We start from the raw sequence: 17,711 nt of genomic DNA, 5'->3' as shown, positions 1-17,711 counted from the left end.
CTTAGGGACACTGATGGGACTACACTTAGCAGACTATGAAAGAAAAAGGATTGGGTATGGACGAAAGGCGCAAGTTTTCGCGGATTCTATTTGCCACGAATGCACATCTACAACAAGGTGTCGCACAGTGGGAGACAACCATTCTCGATTTGAGTCTAAATGGTGCCTTGGTCGAAGAGCCGCAAAATTTTATTCACTCGGGTGATGCTATTACCCTCAGCTTTATCTTGCCCGAATCTGACATCGAGATCCGTATGGAAACTGAGTTGGTCCATCAAAAAAATGCCCAATTAGGCTTGAAGTGTAACTTTATCGACGTCGACAGTATCAGCCACCTAAAACGTATGGTGGAGCTTAACTTAGGCGATGCTTCCTTGCTGAATCGCGAACTTATGTTGTTTATCGAAAAACACAATATCACAGATTAAAACACTCGCTCATAAACACAAACAGCGCCTAATGGCGCTGTTTTGCTTGCTGACATTAATCTCACTCGCGAGCATTTGATGTTAAATCGCTTCTAGCGCTTCGGATAACTTAGACACACCCACGACCTCCATTCCCGCAGGAGGCTTTTTCGGCACATTGGCCTTAGGCACGATGGCGCGCTTAAAACCATGTTTAGCGGCTTCAACTAATCGCTCTTGCCCATTGGGCACAGGACGAATTTCACCGGACAACCCGACCTCACCAAAGGCCACTAAATCGCTAGGCAAAATATCACCGCGAAAACTCGATACCATAGCCAAGAGTAACGTTAAGTCGGCACTGGTTTCTGTCACTTTCACGCCGCCCACCACGTTCACAAACACATCCTGATCCGACATCTGTAAACCGCCGTGGCGGTGCATCACGGCAAGCAGCATAGCTAAACGGTTAGCATCCATACCCACCGCCACGCGCCGCGGGTTAGACATGGCCGAGTTATCCACCAACACTTGCAGTTCCACCAGTAGCGGCCGCGTGCCTTCCCAGACCACCATAACAAGCGAGCCAGAAGATTCTTCTTCACCACGGGAAAGGAAAATTGCCGAAGGATTGGCGACTTCTTTTAAGCCGCGCTCTGTCATGGCAAATACGCCTAACTCGTTGATCGCACCGAAACGGTTTTTGTGGGAACGCAAGGTGCGATAACGACTATCGCTATCGCCTTCGAACATCACTGAACAGTCAATACAATGCTCCAATACCTTAGGCCCTGCCAGACTACCATCTTTAGTCACATGGCCGACCATGATCACGGCAATACCATTTTCCTTCGCAAAACGCGTTAAGTAAGAGGCGGATTCACGTACTTGCGACACACTGCCTGGGCTCGATGCCACATCGCTCATGTGCATCACTTGAATCGAATCAACCACTATGACCTTTGGTAATTCTTTGAGGGCCACTTCGCAAATTTGTTCAACGCTGGTTTCAGACAACATCCGCAGTTTATTGGTTGGTAAACCAAGGCGATGGGCGCGCATGGCCACTTGCTGCAAGGATTCTTCACCTGTGACATAGAGTGCAGGCATTTGCTCGGCCAGATGACACAGGGTTTGCAATAAAAGCGTACTCTTACCCGCGCCTGGATGACCGCCAATCAAAATGGCAGAACCTGGCACGATTCCGCCACCGAGCACTCGGTCTAACTCCCCGAAATGACTCAATATTCGCGGCAGAGCATTAAGATCGATTTGATCTAATGTCTTCACTTCATTGCTGCTCGCACCAGCGTAACCGACAAACTTAGTGCTGCGCCCAGGAGAAGCCGCACCGAGCCTGACCTCAGTAATCGTATTCCATTCCTGACAAGCACTGCATTGCCCTTGCCAACGGGGAAAGTCTTGTCCACACTCATTACATACGTACGCCGTTTTATTCTTTGCCATAACTCATTAAAATCTGTATAAAATCAATTTAAGTAACGATGAATACTGCCGACATAAGACTAACAGTCCAATACAAAATAAGCATTAAAAAGAACCCTACATGAGTTTAGATAACCACAGTGCACTCATCGAACAGCTCAAGCCATTAATCATGGAACCTAACTTCCAAGAGATTTTCCAGCAGCTGACTATAGATGAAACCAATTCGACCCGTTTTCTATTGAAAATGGAATTGAGTCGTTTGGCGTCACCTTGCATGCGGATTATCGATCTCAGGGATAAATCAGAGCTTGCTTGTACTGAAGTCATATTAGGCCAACTGCGACATTTTTTAGATGAACCCGCCAAAAACAGTTTACATGAGGCCATGTCACTGTATCGCAACCAATATACCTTAGGCGTCTATGAACATGTGCTCAAAGCTCATCAATTACGTAAATTAAAGTTACGCCAAGGTACTCTGCAAACAGGCGCTATCGAGCAAGAACCTTTTATGGTGCCAGGCGTGGTATTAGGCAGTTATTTCAACCGTGCAGAAGAGCGGATGAATTACAGTATCCGCATCGCGGCATCGCAAACCGGCCGTGGTGAAGTACAAGGGATAACTGCAGATTTATCCGTAGGTGGTGCCCGTATTCGCCTTGCAGCTAGCCATCCCTTCGATCTCGACCATCCCCTTAAAATAAAATTACTGGAACTCAGTGAAGAGTTTTACTATCCCGATCTCCAGCTCGGCGTGGATTATCAGATTGTCGATAGCCAAACCAATGGCGAATACATTTGGTTAAGACTTAAACGCCTTGGTGGCAGCGAAGCCTTAAGTGAAATGCTTGGCAATTTAATCCGCGGCTACAAATTGCGTTACAAGGTAGATGTGAATGATGTGATAGTAACTGCAACAGGGCTTGGATTTGAACGCCATTATTTACCCCATTTGCCTCACTTACCTTTGTATTTCAATACTCAAACTCAAGGTTTGAGCCACATGCTACTCAGCCGAGACAACCAGCAGATAGTGCATTATTTTCAAGATGAAAATGATGTCAGCCAGCTGCCTGCCATGCTAACGACAAGCCGTTTATCGGCGCTACTTAATCATCCTGAAAATCCCGACCATGGGCTATTTTTTAGTTTTACCTATAACGCCCAAGGCTGCTTATATTTTTACTCTGCCACCTTAGCCGAGCTTAAAGCTAAGGGCATGATGTCTTTATTCTTAGGCTTTGCGTCGACCAAACCCAGCTGGCGAGTTTTTAAAGTCACCCAAGATAAAATCTATCATGATAAGGGCTATCGCCGTGAGACTCTGCCTGGTGATGAGGCTAAGTTCAGCCCACTGGTCGAACAACAATTATCACTATTTAGTCACATACTTCAGCTCATCGATATCAGCAATGAAGATGCTAGAGAAAACTACCAAGCATGGCAGGACGACAGTAATGCCAATGCTCTTAAAACATTTGGTCAACAGCGATTAAGTAATAATCAAATTAAGTTAGTTTCCATGCAGTTTAGCGAGCGACGCCAAGAGGCTCGTTTCGCCTTTAAAACCTTAGTGCACATCACACAGGGAAATATCAAAGCTACAGGTATCTCCTTAGATATTTCTAGCCGCGGCATGCAAGTCACTTTAGATAGCTCTGCAGACTTTTCATCAAATAAACCATTAATGCTTAGTTTTCCTAAACTACAAACCATCGCGGGCAAGACACAGCTAGATAACCTCCCCTATCGCTTAGTAAGAGTCCGTAAGAATGGCGTGACGCTGCATTTAACCGCAGTAATGGGTCATTCTCCCCATGTGGGAGTGGAGTTTTTAAATAAACTCATCGCTCATAATAAGGAAAAGTTAGAACAACTAACCGAAAACAATAGTGAGGCTAATGAACTAGCCGATGGTTTAAAAAATTTATTATTACGTGATTTGCATTCTGTGCCCTATTTTGTTGAAAAAACAACAAAAGCAGCTCAAGTCGCGTGTTTAGGCGTAGGTACGCGGCAAGATGAGGTCAGCGATATTTTTGCTGCGGGAACCTCAGATACCCTGCAATATAACTTAGCACCGCTACTAAAAGACGGATTCTTTAAACGGGATATTCTCGAACCTATCCGTCAGATGAAACCACAGCAAGACATGGATTTCATTGAAGTGTTTGTCCAAGTAACTCGACAATCTCGCGGAAAAATTCATCTGAAGTGTATGCGAACGACAGAAATCGGTAACGCTCAAGCGCAGTTAGCCTTTATCAATCAAAGTAACATTACTGGCCGTTTTATTGCCCTACGCATTTACCGTGGCGCGACAGAGAAGCCAGACATGAGTTATCTGCGCCGCGAGTTGGAATACATTAATATTCATGCAAACCATAAAGCCAAACAGTTAGAAGAACAACTATGGCGAGTGATTGGCGTCGGTGAACTCTTGGATATCACCCAAGAGGTTGAACTAAGATACCCTGCAATCCATAAAAAACAGTCTTAATTGTTTAATACCGCCAGATCAAAACTTAAATACCAATCCCTAATCTTAGGAAAATGATCACTGCTAGCATCTATATGCGTCAGCATATCGGCATGACCATAATCATGTTTAAAACCATTATCTTTAGAAAGAAGCGTTGATTTCACCCGTTTAAAGCCGCACTCTGCGACCATATCAGCCACATCTTCTGGATGCCCAAGCACAGCATCGCTCTGCCCTGAGATAAACCAAGCTGGTGGCCAATTAGCGAATGTTGCCGCTTTCGCATAATCAAATCCATCGTCGTGATCGAGCCAATCTCCTCGCACCCAATCGATACTTTGAACTAATGAGGCGCGGCTTTCATTGTCCATACCGATGCGCAACTTGTCGGCAGCAAGGTAACCTTGGCCCATAGCTAAACCTGGCGCTAAACGATTCCAAAAAACATCAACCATTAACCACTTTTTGAAGGATTTAACCCGAATCGTCCGCTTGCTACCGAAGGTCAGCAATGAACGAACACTTTGTTGTAACTCAGGATAACGGGCCAGACTGCTCGCCATTAACACCCCGCCCCATGAATGGGCGCACCAATGCACCTGCGAAGGCGCCACGATTTTGCAATCAAGCTTAGCCGCCTGTTCTTGACAGGCTTTTTGATGTAACTCGAGAATCGCCTGCTGCACTAAAGGTAATTGCTCGCGGATCACTTCACCTTGCCCTAAGGTAAAATCCCGATCGATTTTCGGCAAACTGAGCCCTCTGCCAGCGGTATCCAACACATACACCACAAATCCCGCCTTAGCCAAAAAACAACCTAGGCCACGGCCACTTTGGCTATAGAACACCCGACCGTTAGACATGGCACCATGGAGCATGAGAATAGGCGTCTTAGAAAAATCAGGCACCGACGGTAATAACTGACGTAGATGCAGTTGGCCATCGCGGTACGGCAGAAAGATTGAAGACTGTGAAATGGGTGATGTTGAGCCTTGAGCGAGCTGAGTCAAAATGAGTCACTGGTAGTTTATCAATCTCCCTAAACTACCAGCTCATCAATAAAAGACAAGAGTCATTACTCTAACTCAGCCCTGACTTAGGCTTTCATCTCGACTCATATTTCAAATAAATGAATAACCTAGATTTGCAACAGATAAGGTAAAACGCGCAGGTCGAGGTGGCGAATATTGGCATCCGCCGCGGCTGCCAGCTTAGGTTTGGCATGGAAAGCAATACCAAAATACGCCGCCATCACCATAGGGATATCATTGGCGCCATCGCCGATAGCGACGCTTTGACCTTTGGGAATGCCCCACTGCTCACTGCAACGCTCAACCACATCCGCCTTAAACTGCGCATCCACGACTTTACCCGTCACTTCACCCGCGAGTTTGTCATCAGTGATGACTAACTCATTAGCAAAGGCCGCATCTAAGCTTAGAAGCTGTTTTAAATGACCCACAAAAGGCGTAAAGCCACCAGATGCCACCACTAAACGCCAGCCATGGGATTTAAGTTCTAACAGCATGGACTCAAGCCCAGGCATTAAAGGTAAGTTGTCGCACAAGGTCGTGATAATACTGGCATCAGCACCCTTAAGCTGTGCCACGCGCTGACGTAGACTCTGTTCAAAATCTAGCTCGCCTTGCATAGCACGTTCAGTAATCGCCGCCACGCGCTCACCAACACCCGCCATGGCCGCTAATTCATCAATACATTCAATCTGAATCGCAGTGGAGTCCATGTCCATCACTAATAAGCCGGGATGGTTCAAACGAGGTAAATCAAAATTGATGACATGCAGTTCAGCCAAAGACTGCGGGAATGCTGCTAACTGCGCCTGAGAAGGTAAATTTACCAGTGCCAACTCGATACAATGTAAGCCGACTTGGCGTTCGATATGTGAAATACCGATAACATCAGACGAAGGCAATGCCGCAATCCAGGCCGATATTGCGCCCTCTACCACGGCATCTTGATAAATAATTCGCACACGTGAGACACCAGCGGGATATGCTGACTCTTGATAACGTTCAAACACTTGCCCTTGGTGTTCAAACCTTGGGGAATGGTCAGAGACTAACCACAAAAAAAGCGCATCTTGGTTCAAGCTTTCCATCGGACTTAAATTCTCCAACTATCGGGCTCACTCAGAATCAATTATGATTAGGCAAGCGCTCTACATTTTAAGGGTCAAAGTGTTATATCTTAAAGGGCTAAAGAAAAGCCATAAAATCAGTAGACTGATCCAAATTGCCGCCGCCTTCGCCTTGATATTAGGCTTAGTGCAATTGTGGCAGACAAGCCTACTACAAGGTCAGCTGCTTCTAAAGTCCCAAACTCAAAAGATGGCCAGATTACTGGTGCAGCAAACCGCTTATGGTGCCGCGCCCGCACTACAACTGCAAAATGATGAGCAGTTGCATTGGCTCGCCAGCGCTTTAGTCGAAGATCCTAAGGTGATGTCTGCGGCTATCTTCAGCGACCAAGGCATGCGGTTATCCTTCGCCCAAAGCATCACTAAGGATGTTGTCGATCCTGACTCGGAAGAAATGAATTTGCTACTAAGCAAATATCCTCCCTATGTAGAGCCCGTGATCCAAGAAGGGAAAAATCTAGGTTATGTCGAAGTCAGGCTCGATACCAAGCTGTTTTTCAACGAAATCAAAGAAGCCCACAACTTAAACATGGAACAACAACAAATCATGCTGCTGGTTGCAGGCTTGATTGGTATGTTGCTTTCGCGCTCTTTGTCTTTCAAACGCGCCGATTTTGACCGCCGCCGCTTTAGGGTTAAGCTGCGTCAAGCGCCGAAAAAACCTAAGAAACGCTCATCAGCAGAAGAGCCATCAGAAAGTGTTAATGATGGTTTGGCGCAAGAACTAACCGAAGATCAAGCTGTGTCGACCACAGATCATCCACAAGAGAAAGCGGCTAAATCCACTAAGGCGCCAAAAGCAGTAACAGAGACCAGTGTCGATAAGCACACTAAGACCAGCGTGCAAACTAAGACCGAAAAAACGTCAGAAAAATCATTGGAGTTACAGGATAATACAGCAGTTAAAAACGCGACAAACGATGCGGAACAAGCGGCACCTGTAAAGGTTAAACCTAAGGTTAAAAGTGTCCGTCAGGTAAAACACGCGACGAAAGCAACAGCCGTGGTAGCCGAACCCTCAACACCAAAAACCCCTAGTGAACCAAGCGACCTCGACACAGATTCCACAGGTTAATCGTAATTTCTATAGAAAAGCCGCTAAAAATTGACATAAAAAAAGGTTCGCATTGCGAACCCTTTTTTCAGTAGCACACTCTTACAGAATAACAGTTACAGTGTAATCGCTGCTTCTAATGTCATGATGATCATGTCATTGAATGTGGTTTGACGTTCTTCTGCAGACGTCTTTTCACCGGTGCGGATGTGGTCAGATACAGTCACAACGCACAGGGCACGTGCACCAAACTCATGGGCAACGCCGTACAAACCAGCCGCTTCCATTTCTACGCCTAATACGCCCATCTTCTCCATCACGTCAAACATTTGTGGATCAGGAGTGTAGAACAGGTCCGCAGAGAAAATGTTACCTACGCGAATTTTAGTACCACGAACTTTCGCAGACTCGATAACCGCATTCATCAGCTCATAGTTAGCGATAGCGGCGAAATCTTGGCCTTTGAAACGTAAACGGTTAACCGCTGAGTCAGTACATGCACCCATACCAATGATCACGTCACGTACTTTTACGTCAGTGCTGATCGCACCACAAGTACCCACACGGATTAGGTTTTTAACGCCGTAATCACGAATTAATTCAGTTGCATAGATAGAGCATGAAGGAATACCCATGCCAGAACCCATAACTGAAATACGCTTACCTTTGTAAGTACCAGTAAAACCTAGCATGTTTCGAACATCAGTCACTTGCTCAACATTTTCTAAGAATGTTTCAGCAATATATTTTGCACGTAATGGATCGCCTGGAAACAGCATTGTCTCAGCGAATGCGCCCTCTACTGCATTAATGTGTGGTGTTGCCATCGAAATAACCCCTGTTTATTTTATTAAGACTTAAGTCTTTGTTTACTGACGGCAAATGTCAGCCGCCAAATCGAAATAAATGCTAATTTGCCTAAAGGAACGATTCGCCATAAGCCATAGGTTCCAGCTTAAAGTGGCTTGCAATAGATTGGCCGATATCGGCAAAGCTATTACGGCGCCCCAGAGAACCGGCTTTCAATCCAGCGCCAAAGGCTAATACTGGCACATATTCACGGGTATGATCTGTGCCTTGCCATGTTGGGTCGCAACCGTGATCCGCGGTTAAAATCAGCAGATCATCTTCACCCAATAATGCGAGCATTTCAGGTAAACGGGCATCGAAATATTCTAACCCTTTGGCATAACCTGCCACATCACGGCGATGACCGTAGTGCGAGTCGAAATCCACGAAGTTAGTAAACACTATAGTGTTATCGCCCGCAGATTTCACTTCGGCTAAGGTCGCATCGAAAAGCGCTTCTAAACCGTTTGCCTTCACTTTTTTAGTGATACCGCAGTAAGCATAAATATCTGCAATCTTGCCCACACTCACGACTTCACCGCCTGCTTCTTTCAGCTTGTCTAATACGGTTTTTGCCGGTGGCTCTAGTGAATAATCCTTACGATTGCCGGTACGGGCAAAGTCACTTGGGCCAGTACCATCAAATGGACGGGCAATGACGCGACCTATGTTGTAAGGCTCTAACTCCTCACGGGTTATTTCGCAAAGACGATAGAGATTGTCTAAACCGAAGGTTTCTTCGTGGCAGGCGATTTGGAACACAGAATCGGCTGAGGTATAGAAAATAGGCATGCCAGAACGCATGTGCTCTTCGCCTAACTCTTCTAAAATAGTTGTGCCAGAAGCATGACAATTACCTAAGAAACCGTCCAGACCCGCACGGGCTAAAATCTTATCCGTCAGTTCTTTAGGGAAAGAATTTTGGTGTTCGCTGAAATAACCCCACTCGAATAGTACGGGTACGCCCGCCATCTCCCAGTGACCGCTCGGCGTATCTTTACCCGAACTTAACTCTTGCGCATGACCATAAGCACCAATCAGCTCAACATTATCGCTAAAACCTGGGGCAAAGGCGCCCGTGCTTTCCATCGCAGCGTGACCCAAACCTAAGCGCGCTAAGTTAGGTAATTTCAGCGGACCTTCACGGCCAATATCGGCTTTGCCTTCGGCGCATGCTTTAGCAATATGACCAAAAGTATCGGAACCGACATCACCAAAGCTTGCTGCATCTGCAGAAGCACCGACTCCAAAGGAGTCCAACATCATAATAATGGTACGTTTCATAATTCTTCCTTAAAGATCCGCTGCACGAATATAGGCATAGATCTCAGGTGTTTTTTCTGGAGCGGTTTCACCAATGTGAATCGCTTTTTTCACCGCAAGTTCCGCTTCAGCGAAGGCGGCTTCAGACTGTGCATGGATAACGGCAATCGGCGTAGATGAATCCACTTTATCGCCTAGGGCACACACTTGGGTTAAGCCAACACTATAGTCTAGTGCATCACCGGGCTTACGGCGGCCGCCACCTAAGGTCACAACCGCTAAACCTAATTCACGGGTATCCATGCTATAGGCATAACCTTGCATATCGGCAAAAACTGGACGAACAATTTGTGACTGCGGTAAGTATTTACTGTAGTTTTCAACAAAATCGACCGGACCACCAAGACCCGACACCATCTTGCCAAAGAGCTCTGCGGCGCGGCCATTATCGAGTACACGATTCAGTTTAGCGCGAGCGTCGGCCTCATTGCTTGCAAGACCGCCAAGAAGCAGCATCTCAGCGCAAAGACCCATAGTGACTTCATATAAACGCGGATTACGGTAAGCCCCCGTTAAAAAGTCGATGGCTTCTTTCACTTCAACCGCGTTACCGGCACAAGATGCAAGCACTTGATTCATATCGGTAAGCAAAGCCGTCGTTTTAGTACCCGCGCCATTTGCAACGGCGGCGATACTGCGAGCTAATTCTTCCGATGCCTCATAGGTTGGCATAAAGGCGCCGCTACCAACTTTCACGTCCATCGCCAGCGCATCTAAATTACAGGCTAATTTCTTAGACAGAATCGATGCTGTGATGAGGGAAATAGATTCAACGGTGGCGGTATTATCGCGGATAGAATAGAAGCGTTTATCGGCAGGAACGAGATCGCCCGTTTGGCCAATAATCGCCACACCGACGTCTTTAACCACTTTACGGAACAATTCACTTGATGGCTCAGTTTGGTAACCCGGAATGGCATCAAACTTATCGAGTGTACCGCCCGTATGACCTAGGCCGCGCCCTGAAATCATAGGCACATAACCGCCACAAGCCGCAGCCATAGGGCCGAGCATGAGGCTAATCACATCGCCCACACCACCTGTACTGTGTTTGTCGATAACTGGACCGTTGAGTCCCAATGATTGCCAATTAAGTACAGTGCCAGAATCACGCATCGCTGTCGTTAAAGCGATTCTTTCATCCATATTCATGTCATTAAAATACACCGCCATGCCTAATGCGGCGATCTGACCTTCAGATACGGAGTTGGTAGTGATACCTTGAACAAAGAACTGTATTTCTTCGGAACTTAGCGCTAAACCATTACGTTTTTTACGAATAATCTCTTGAGCTAGAAACATGATACTGCCTCCGAGATAGGCACTAACAACTCTGTCGCTAGTGCTTATCTTTGCAATGAAACATCAAAACTGTAGCAATATTACAAGTTCATACTATCGAAGTTTTGAGTTTACCAAATAGATTTAGGTCACACTTAATTAGGCTCGCTATACGCAGATAGTATTAATCAGCGATAGTTTGCGATTAATAGCCTTGAGTCGGCTTAGGCGCATCTGCCAGTTCTAATGTGTGCAGCAAGCTGTTTAAAAGGCTTGAAGCACCAAATCTAAAGGTACGTGGTGAAACCCAGTCAGCACCTAAAATACGCTCAGCAACACCGAGGAACTCAGCCGCTTGAGCTGCATCACGCACGCCACCGGCAGGCTTGAAGCCTACTTGGGTATTCTTCTCGCTGATCACAGTTAACATGATTTCAGCCGCTTCAAGCGTGGCGTTTACAGGCACTTTACCCGTAGAGGTTTTAATAAAGTCGGCACCCGCATCGATTGAAAGTTCAGATGCACGGCGGATAAGCGCAGGATCGGCTAACACGCCAGATTCGATGATGACTTTTAACAAGACTTCACCACAGGCTTCTTTACAGGCTTTAACTAATTCAAAACCAATAGTTTCATTGCCTTCCATCAGTGCGCGGTATGGGAATACCACGTCAACTTCGTCGGCACCATAGGCAACGGCAGCGCGGGTTTCTAGCACGGCAATGGCGATGTCATCATTGCCATGGGGGAAGTTAGTCACTGTGGCGATTTGAATATCTTCAGCACCGATTTCATCGAGAGTCTTACGTGCTATCGGGATGAAACGAGGGTAAATGCAGATAGCGGCAGTATTGCCTGCAGCCGTTTTCGCTTTGTGGCACAGGTCGATCACTTTTTGATCTGTGTCGTCATCATTCAAAGTCGTTAAGTCCATTAACTCGATGGCGCGTTGTGCTGCTTTTTTTAAATCAGTCATAATAGCTCTCCAAAATAAAAATTAAATGAATAGAAATCAGTCGCATAAAAGCAACGCTTAAGAGGTGGCATTATTTTGATTATTTTTATGGCCGGGCCTTCAGGCGGTGCCGAGTAATTTGCTTGTACAAACTACCTTGTTGTAGGTATTCAATCTTGCCTAAGTCATAAAGAGCAATAGGCATCCTGACACTTAAAAAAATAACTTATAAGTGACCACGACTTGAATCCTTGAAGACCGGAAGAGAGGATACGAATAAAATCTTGCTCCTACTTTTCCGCGAAAAATCCATTTTAGCGCGAGAAAAACACAAACCTTTATATAAACCCACTTGTTAGCCTAATAGGCTTAGATAAAGACTCATGGTAAAACAAAGATGGAGCCGCATAATGCGGCTCCAACAAGCAACTAGTATTACAAGTGATTAGAACTTGTAAGTAGCTGACAGGTAGTGTGACCAACCTGTTGATTCTAGAGCTAGTGCACCAGCACCATCTTCTAACAGATAAACGTCTTTGAAGCCTTTCAAACCATAGCCCAGAGCGTAACGATCTGAGTGCCAGTATAGACCGAAGAAGATGTTACCACCGTTAGAGGTTTTTGGTACGAAAGCAGTTTTGTCTTCGTCAGCACCGAATTGGTAATCGATGTAACCTTGGAATGACAGGAAGCTCTTGTTGTCGAAGAAGTAGAAAGGCTTGAACCAGTTAGCAGAGAATTGGTAACCGTTCCACTCTTTAGCATTCATATCGTAGAAACCGTACAGGTTCATACCTGTTTTGCCTAACCAAGGCACGTTTACGTCAGCACCAACACCCCAGAAAGTAGAGTTAACGCCTTCACCGTTCAGACCGTCCCAGTTGAACAGAGTAGAGAAGTAAACTTCTTGGATTGGACCGAAAGACAAGTCTTTACCAGTTAATGCATCGATAGAAACACGTGGAGCAAATTTCATGAACAGTTTGCTTGTGCCAGAACCTGGGTTCTTATCACCGTCTTTAGAGTTCTCGTTTGCTAAGTTGAAAATATCAACATAACCGTATAGATCGAATACGCCAGAACGACCGCCGAATTCCATTTCTAAGTAGTTGTGTTGATCGCCAGATGCTGGATTATCAGGCTTTTCACCAATAGAGTACATAGCGTTGAACTGCATCCACTTGTAATCAGTACCGTGAAGGTCTGTACGATCAGCGGCAAATGCGTTGCCAGAGATTGCAGCTACTGCTGTAGCAGCTAAAGCTAAAGTTTTAACGTTTTTCATCATCAACCCCATTTATCTTGTTTACTACCATCGAGGGTAGCGTTCTTTTTGTGGCGCTCGCATTCTACCTAGATTAAAAAAAATCTCAATAATCTAGCGTAAAATCACAAACACAAAATTCTTAATTGTGAACAAAGTCGCGACTTCTGCATTACGATTAATTAACTTAACCGTGGAACTACAACATTTAAGACAGAATGACAGCTACATCTCAGTTGCATTCTGTGTCTTTCAATTGGAGAAACTATTCACTACAGGAATCACTACTGGCACTACTGGAAAATGGTTGAATTAACTTAGGTCCTGCCCTGCATGGTCAGGACCCAGTTAGTGGGGTTTCCCCCTACTGCCGTTCATTGACTTAGATAGCTAAGAACAGACCAGCAAGTGTCGCACTCATTAAGTTAGCTAAAGAGCCGGCGATAACCGCACGAATACCCATAGTAGCTAAATCATGACGACGGTTAGGAGCCATTGCACCTAAACCACCAAGCAGAATCGCGATTGATGACAAGTTAGCGAAACCACACAGAGCAAACGAGATAATCGCTTTGGTTCTGTCTGTCATTGCTAAACCTGTTTCAGCCACAACCATACCGCCATCAGCGATGTCTTTCAGGTATGGAGCAAAGTTTAAGTAAGCAACGAATTCGTTAACAATGATCTTTTGACCAATGAAAGAACCAGCGACTAATGCTTCATTCCAAGGTACACCGATAAGGAATGCTAAAGGCATGAACACATAACCGAGGATCAGTTCAAGTGTTAACTGAGGCATGCCCACCCAACCACCGATACCACCGATGATACCGTTGATCATAGCGATCAAACCAACGAAGGCTAACAACATAGCGCCAACGTTTAACGCTAAATGCATACCAGATGAAGCACCTGCTGCAGCTGCGTCTAACACGTTAGCTGGTTTGTCAGGATCTTCTGGCAAATCGCTCATGTCATTTTTAGCAACTTCAGTTTCAGGGTGCATCAGTTTAGCCATTAATAGACCACCTGGTGCTGCCATGAATGATGCGGCAACTAAGTACTCGATAGGTACACCCATCTGCGCGTAACCAGCTAATACTGAACCCGCGATTGACGCCAAACCACCGACCATGATCGCAAACAGTTCAGACTGCGTCATAGTTGGGATGAATGGACGAACAACCAGAGGAGCTTCAGTTTGCCCCACGAAGATGTTAGCTGTTGCTGACATTGACTCTGTACGGCTTGTGCCCAATGCTTTTTGTAAACCACCACCGATGATACGGATGATCCACTGCATAACGCCTAAGTAATATAGAACCGCGATCAGAGAAGAGAAGAACACGATAACGGGTAACACGTTCACTGCGAAGATGAAGCCAAGTTTGAAGTTAGCTAAATCACCAAACAGGAAACCGATACCGTTTTGTGCGTAACCAATAACGCTAGAAACCGCATCAGACATACCTTTCAGAATGTCTTTACCAACAGGAACGTACAGTACAAAACCACCGAAAGCAGCTTGGATAGCTAACGCGCCACCCACTGTACGCAAATTAATTGCTTTTTTGTTATTCGATAGGAGGAAACCTATCGCAAGTAGGGTGACCACCCCTACTAAACTCATCAATATATTCATTAACCATCACCCTATTGTTAACACTTTTTAATTATGTTGTTAATCAACCTATTTCCGAGTCAGATTATACCCGAGCCTAAGTCGAAAATCGTCGTTTTGATCATATTTTTGGAGTTTAATTTCAACCGCTTAGTGGAGAATGCTAGTGCGATCTACACCTGTTTATTTAAAAACAACTAAAGGTCAAACAGTTGCGTAGCATTCTTCATCAAGTGTTCTGATATTAGAACACTTGATTTTTTTTGCAAAGTAGCAATTTTGTCTATAAAAAGAACAAGGTTAGCGGGTTGGTTACGTTTTTCAGTAACATTTATCGGCGTCATTGCCGGAGAATCAGTCTCAAGTATGAGGTGTTCGAGTGGGAGTTCAGTGACTGTTTTGAGTAATTTTTTGGCATTGGAATTCATAATCAAACCACCAATTCCCAGCTTAAAACCTAACTTGATATATTCCTGTGCTATCTCAACACTGCCAGAAAAAGCATGTATCACACCGCCTCTAGGCAATTGATACTTTTTTAAACAGGCCAAAACCTCGGGATGTGCTTTAACACTATGAATAATCACCGGCAGATTAACGGATTTAGCTAACGTCAATTGCGCCTCAAAAAACGCTAACTGCTGCGGCCAAGTAGCGGAGTAAAGTTTATCTAAGCCACATTCACCAATAGCAACAAAACGAGGACATTCGAGCAACGCGGCAACTTTAGATGTTAATGCTAAGATCCCTGCATCAACATTCTCTGGGCAAAACCAAGGATGGATGCCAAGGGCAAAATAGGTTTGATATTGTGCGGCAACAGCGAGCTGTTTGTGCCAGTGCTGCGGGGACACGCCAGGAATAATCAGATTATTAACCCCAACACTGTGCATACGCTGCACCACAGCATCGCGGTCAATATCAAACTCGACAAAATCTAGATGTGCGTGGGTATCAATCACTGCAAATACCTCACTCTACGGTCGATTTGCCGTTTGAATGCGCTTCGGGCGGCAATACAGTTTCGTCAGCCGTAGTCGCTTTGGCACATTTTACCGCTAATGGCGGATCTTCAAGGCGTGGCATACAACAACGACGATTTTCGGGTGTCAGCCCCATGCGGTCGCACCACTGAATATAAACCTGCCATGTTTTTGTGATCCAATTCGCCATCATTCACATCCAGAACCGTTTTTAGATTTCATTAGATACAAAAATGGCGGTGAATTCACCGCCATTTCAACAACTATTCTAAACCCAACCTAATTAATGCTCGCGGGTTTTCGCAAACTCAATATCAGGATACCTTTCCATCGAAAGATTCAGGTTGACCATAGTTGGCGCAATATAGGTTAAGTTGTCACCACCATCGAGTGCTAAGTTTTGGCTACACTTGCGGCGGAACTCTTCAAGCTTACGCTCATCCTTACAATAAACCCAGCGAGCGGTCGAAACGCTGATACCTTCGTAAATGGCTTCAACGTTGTATTCGCTCTTTAAGCGGCCGACAACTACTTCAAACTGCAGCACGCCCACAGCTCCCACGATCAAGTCGTTGGTGTCTAATGGACGGAAGACCTGCACAGCGCCTTCTTCAGATAACTGCACTAAACCTTTAAGCAATTGCTTTTGTTTGAGTGGATCGCGCAGACGGATACGGCGGAACATTTCAGGCGCAAAGTTAGGCACGCCAGTGAAGCGGAACTTTTCACCTTGGGTAAAAGTATCGCCAATACGAATAGTGCCATGGTTATGCAAACCAATGATATCGCCTGGGTAAGCTTCTTCAGCACGCTCACGATCGCCCGCCATAAAGGTCAATGCATCGCTGACGTTAACATCTTTACCGATACGCACATGGTGCATTTTCATGCCCTGCTCGTAACGGCCAGAACAAACACGCATAAAGGCGACACGGTCACGGTGTTTTGGATCCATGTTTGCTTGGATTTTAAACACAAAACCAGTGAATTTCTCTTCTTCAGGCATAACTACGCGTGCATCGCTTTCGCGCGGTAATGGCTTAGGTGCCCACTCAACGATACCGTCAAGAATATGATCCACACCAAAGTTACCTAACGCGGTACCAAAGAACACTGGCGTCAGCTCACCTTTCAAGAAAGCCGCATGATCAAATTCATTCGACGCGCCACGCACTAATTCCATCTCATCACGTAAATCAGCGGCATAACTGCCTATCACTTTATCAAGATCAGGATTATTAATACCCTTCACCACGCGACGCTCTTGGATAGTATGCCCCATACCACTTTGATACAGCACGACTTCATCACGCAGTATGTGGTAAATACCTTTGAATTCTTTACCGCTGCCAATAGGCCAAGTAATAGGTGCGCAGGCAATATTCAGTACGTTTTCGACTTCATCCATCAAATCGATAGGATCACGGATATCACGGTCGAGTTTGTTCATAAAGGTCACGATCGGCGTATCACGCAGACGGGTCACTTCCATCAACTTAATGGTACGGTCTTCTACACCCTTTGCAGAGTCAATGACCATCAGACAGGAGTCTACAGCCGTTAGCGTACGATAGGTATCTTCGGAGAAGTCTTCGTGACCAGGCGTGTCGAGTAGGTTAACGAGGGCGCCACCATAGGGGAACTGCATAACAGACGTAGTAATCGAAATACCACGGTCCTTCTCCATTTCCATCCAGTCAGACTTAGCATGCTGACCCGATTTTTTGCCTTTAACCGTACCCGCTTTTTGCAAAGCGTTTCCGAATAACAGCACTTTTTCGGTAATGGTTGTTTTACCCGCGTCGGGGTGCGATATGATCGCGAAGGTGCGACGTTTATCGACCTCTACTTTATTGCCTGACATGTTAACCTATGCACTAGTATC

General features: G+C 45.6%; 15 protein-coding genes. 3 read left to right on the top strand and 12 right to left on the bottom strand.

The window, feature by feature from the left end; translation table 11 throughout:
- Nucleotides 1-56 precede the first annotated feature (56 nt).
- Nucleotides 57-428 carry a PilZ domain-containing protein gene (locus Q4Q46_RS15540; protein WP_006082695.1) on the top strand — a complete coding sequence of 124 codons (372 nt, stop codon included), beginning with the start codon at nucleotides 57-59 and terminating at the stop codon, nucleotides 426-428.
- Nucleotides 429-509: 81 nt separating this feature from the next.
- Here the strand turns inward: Q4Q46_RS15540 and radA are convergent, their stop codons facing one another.
- Nucleotides 510-1,874: a DNA repair protein RadA gene (gene radA, locus Q4Q46_RS15535; protein ID WP_311891587.1), complete on the bottom strand. Its 1,365-nt coding sequence runs from the start codon at nucleotides 1,872-1,874 to the stop codon at nucleotides 510-512.
- A 100-nt stretch (nucleotides 1,875-1,974) separates the two neighbouring features.
- On the opposite strand from radA, the gene Q4Q46_RS15530 reads away from it, so the two are divergent.
- A complete protein-coding gene (locus Q4Q46_RS15530; protein ID WP_311906402.1) occupies nucleotides 1,975-4,356 on the top strand; it encodes a PilZ domain-containing protein in 2,382 nt (793 codons plus the stop codon).
- On the opposite strand, the gene Q4Q46_RS15525 is transcribed toward Q4Q46_RS15530, so the two are convergent.
- Both Q4Q46_RS15525 and serB read right to left on the bottom strand, forming a co-directional pair.
- A complete protein-coding gene (locus Q4Q46_RS15525) occupies nucleotides 4,353-5,348 on the bottom strand; it encodes an alpha/beta fold hydrolase (RefSeq protein WP_311906401.1) in 996 nt (331 codons plus the stop codon). The two genes, Q4Q46_RS15530 and Q4Q46_RS15525, sit on opposite strands and share 4 nt — an antisense overlap.
- Before the next feature lie 128 nt (nucleotides 5,349-5,476).
- On the bottom strand, nucleotides 5,477-6,457 hold the full coding sequence (gene serB / locus Q4Q46_RS15520; protein ID WP_311906400.1) for a phosphoserine phosphatase SerB: 981 nt from the start codon (nucleotides 6,455-6,457) through the stop codon (nucleotides 5,477-5,479).
- Between the two features lie 79 nt (nucleotides 6,458-6,536).
- On the opposite strand from serB, the gene Q4Q46_RS15515 reads away from it, so the two are divergent.
- Entirely contained in the window at nucleotides 6,537-7,571 is a 1,035-nt protein-coding gene (locus Q4Q46_RS15515) for a YtjB family periplasmic protein (RefSeq protein ID WP_371824910.1), read from the top strand.
- Nucleotides 7,572-7,666: 95 nt separating this feature from the next.
- Here the strand turns inward: Q4Q46_RS15515 and deoD are convergent, their stop codons facing one another.
- From deoD to prfC, 9 genes are all read right to left on the bottom strand, one after another.
- Nucleotides 7,667-8,377: a purine-nucleoside phosphorylase gene (gene deoD / locus Q4Q46_RS15510; protein ID WP_006082701.1), complete on the bottom strand. Its 711-nt coding sequence runs from the start codon at nucleotides 8,375-8,377 to the stop codon at nucleotides 7,667-7,669.
- 91 nt (nucleotides 8,378-8,468) lie between these two features.
- Complete coding sequence (locus tag Q4Q46_RS15505; RefSeq protein ID WP_311906398.1) at nucleotides 8,469-9,683, bottom strand: phosphopentomutase; 1,215 nt, start codon at nucleotides 9,681-9,683, stop codon at nucleotides 8,469-8,471.
- 9 nt (nucleotides 9,684-9,692) lie between these two features.
- Nucleotides 9,693-11,024 carry a thymidine phosphorylase gene (gene deoA, locus Q4Q46_RS15500; protein ID WP_311906397.1) on the bottom strand — a complete coding sequence of 444 codons (1,332 nt, stop codon included), beginning with the start codon at nucleotides 11,022-11,024 and terminating at the stop codon, nucleotides 9,693-9,695.
- A gap of 184 nt (nucleotides 11,025-11,208) precedes the next feature.
- Nucleotides 11,209-11,979 (bottom strand): deoxyribose-phosphate aldolase, encoded by a 771-nt coding sequence (gene deoC, locus Q4Q46_RS15495; RefSeq protein ID WP_006086931.1) that lies wholly within the window; start codon nucleotides 11,977-11,979, stop codon nucleotides 11,209-11,211.
- Nucleotides 11,980-12,403: 424 nt separating this feature from the next.
- Nucleotides 12,404-13,243, bottom strand: a complete 840-nt coding sequence (locus Q4Q46_RS15490; RefSeq protein WP_259527035.1) for a nucleoside-specific channel-forming Tsx family protein — start codon at nucleotides 13,241-13,243, stop codon at nucleotides 12,404-12,406.
- Between the two features lie 361 nt (nucleotides 13,244-13,604).
- Entirely contained in the window at nucleotides 13,605-14,864 is a 1,260-nt protein-coding gene (locus Q4Q46_RS15485; RefSeq protein ID WP_220590910.1) for a NupC/NupG family nucleoside CNT transporter, read from the bottom strand.
- A 176-nt stretch (nucleotides 14,865-15,040) separates the two neighbouring features.
- Complete coding sequence (locus Q4Q46_RS15480) at nucleotides 15,041-15,805, bottom strand: TatD family hydrolase (RefSeq protein ID WP_311906396.1); 765 nt, start codon at nucleotides 15,803-15,805, stop codon at nucleotides 15,041-15,043.
- A gap of 10 nt (nucleotides 15,806-15,815) precedes the next feature.
- On the bottom strand, nucleotides 15,816-16,019 hold the full coding sequence (locus tag Q4Q46_RS15475; RefSeq protein WP_006086935.1) for a DUF5363 family protein: 204 nt from the start codon (nucleotides 16,017-16,019) through the stop codon (nucleotides 15,816-15,818).
- Between the two features lie 90 nt (nucleotides 16,020-16,109).
- Nucleotides 16,110-17,690, bottom strand: coding sequence for a peptide chain release factor 3 (gene prfC, locus Q4Q46_RS15470; protein ID WP_311906395.1), 1,581 nt, complete (start codon nucleotides 17,688-17,690; stop codon nucleotides 16,110-16,112).
- Nucleotides 17,691-17,711: the final 21 nt, after the last annotated feature.

Origin of the sequence: Shewanella vaxholmensis, assembly GCF_031932135.1 — a bacterium.
GTDB classification, from domain to species: Bacteria; Pseudomonadota; Gammaproteobacteria; order Enterobacterales; family Shewanellaceae; genus Shewanella; species Shewanella hafniensis.
Note: the sequence above shows the minus strand (reverse complement) of the source record. Positions and strands in the feature narration are given on the sequence as shown.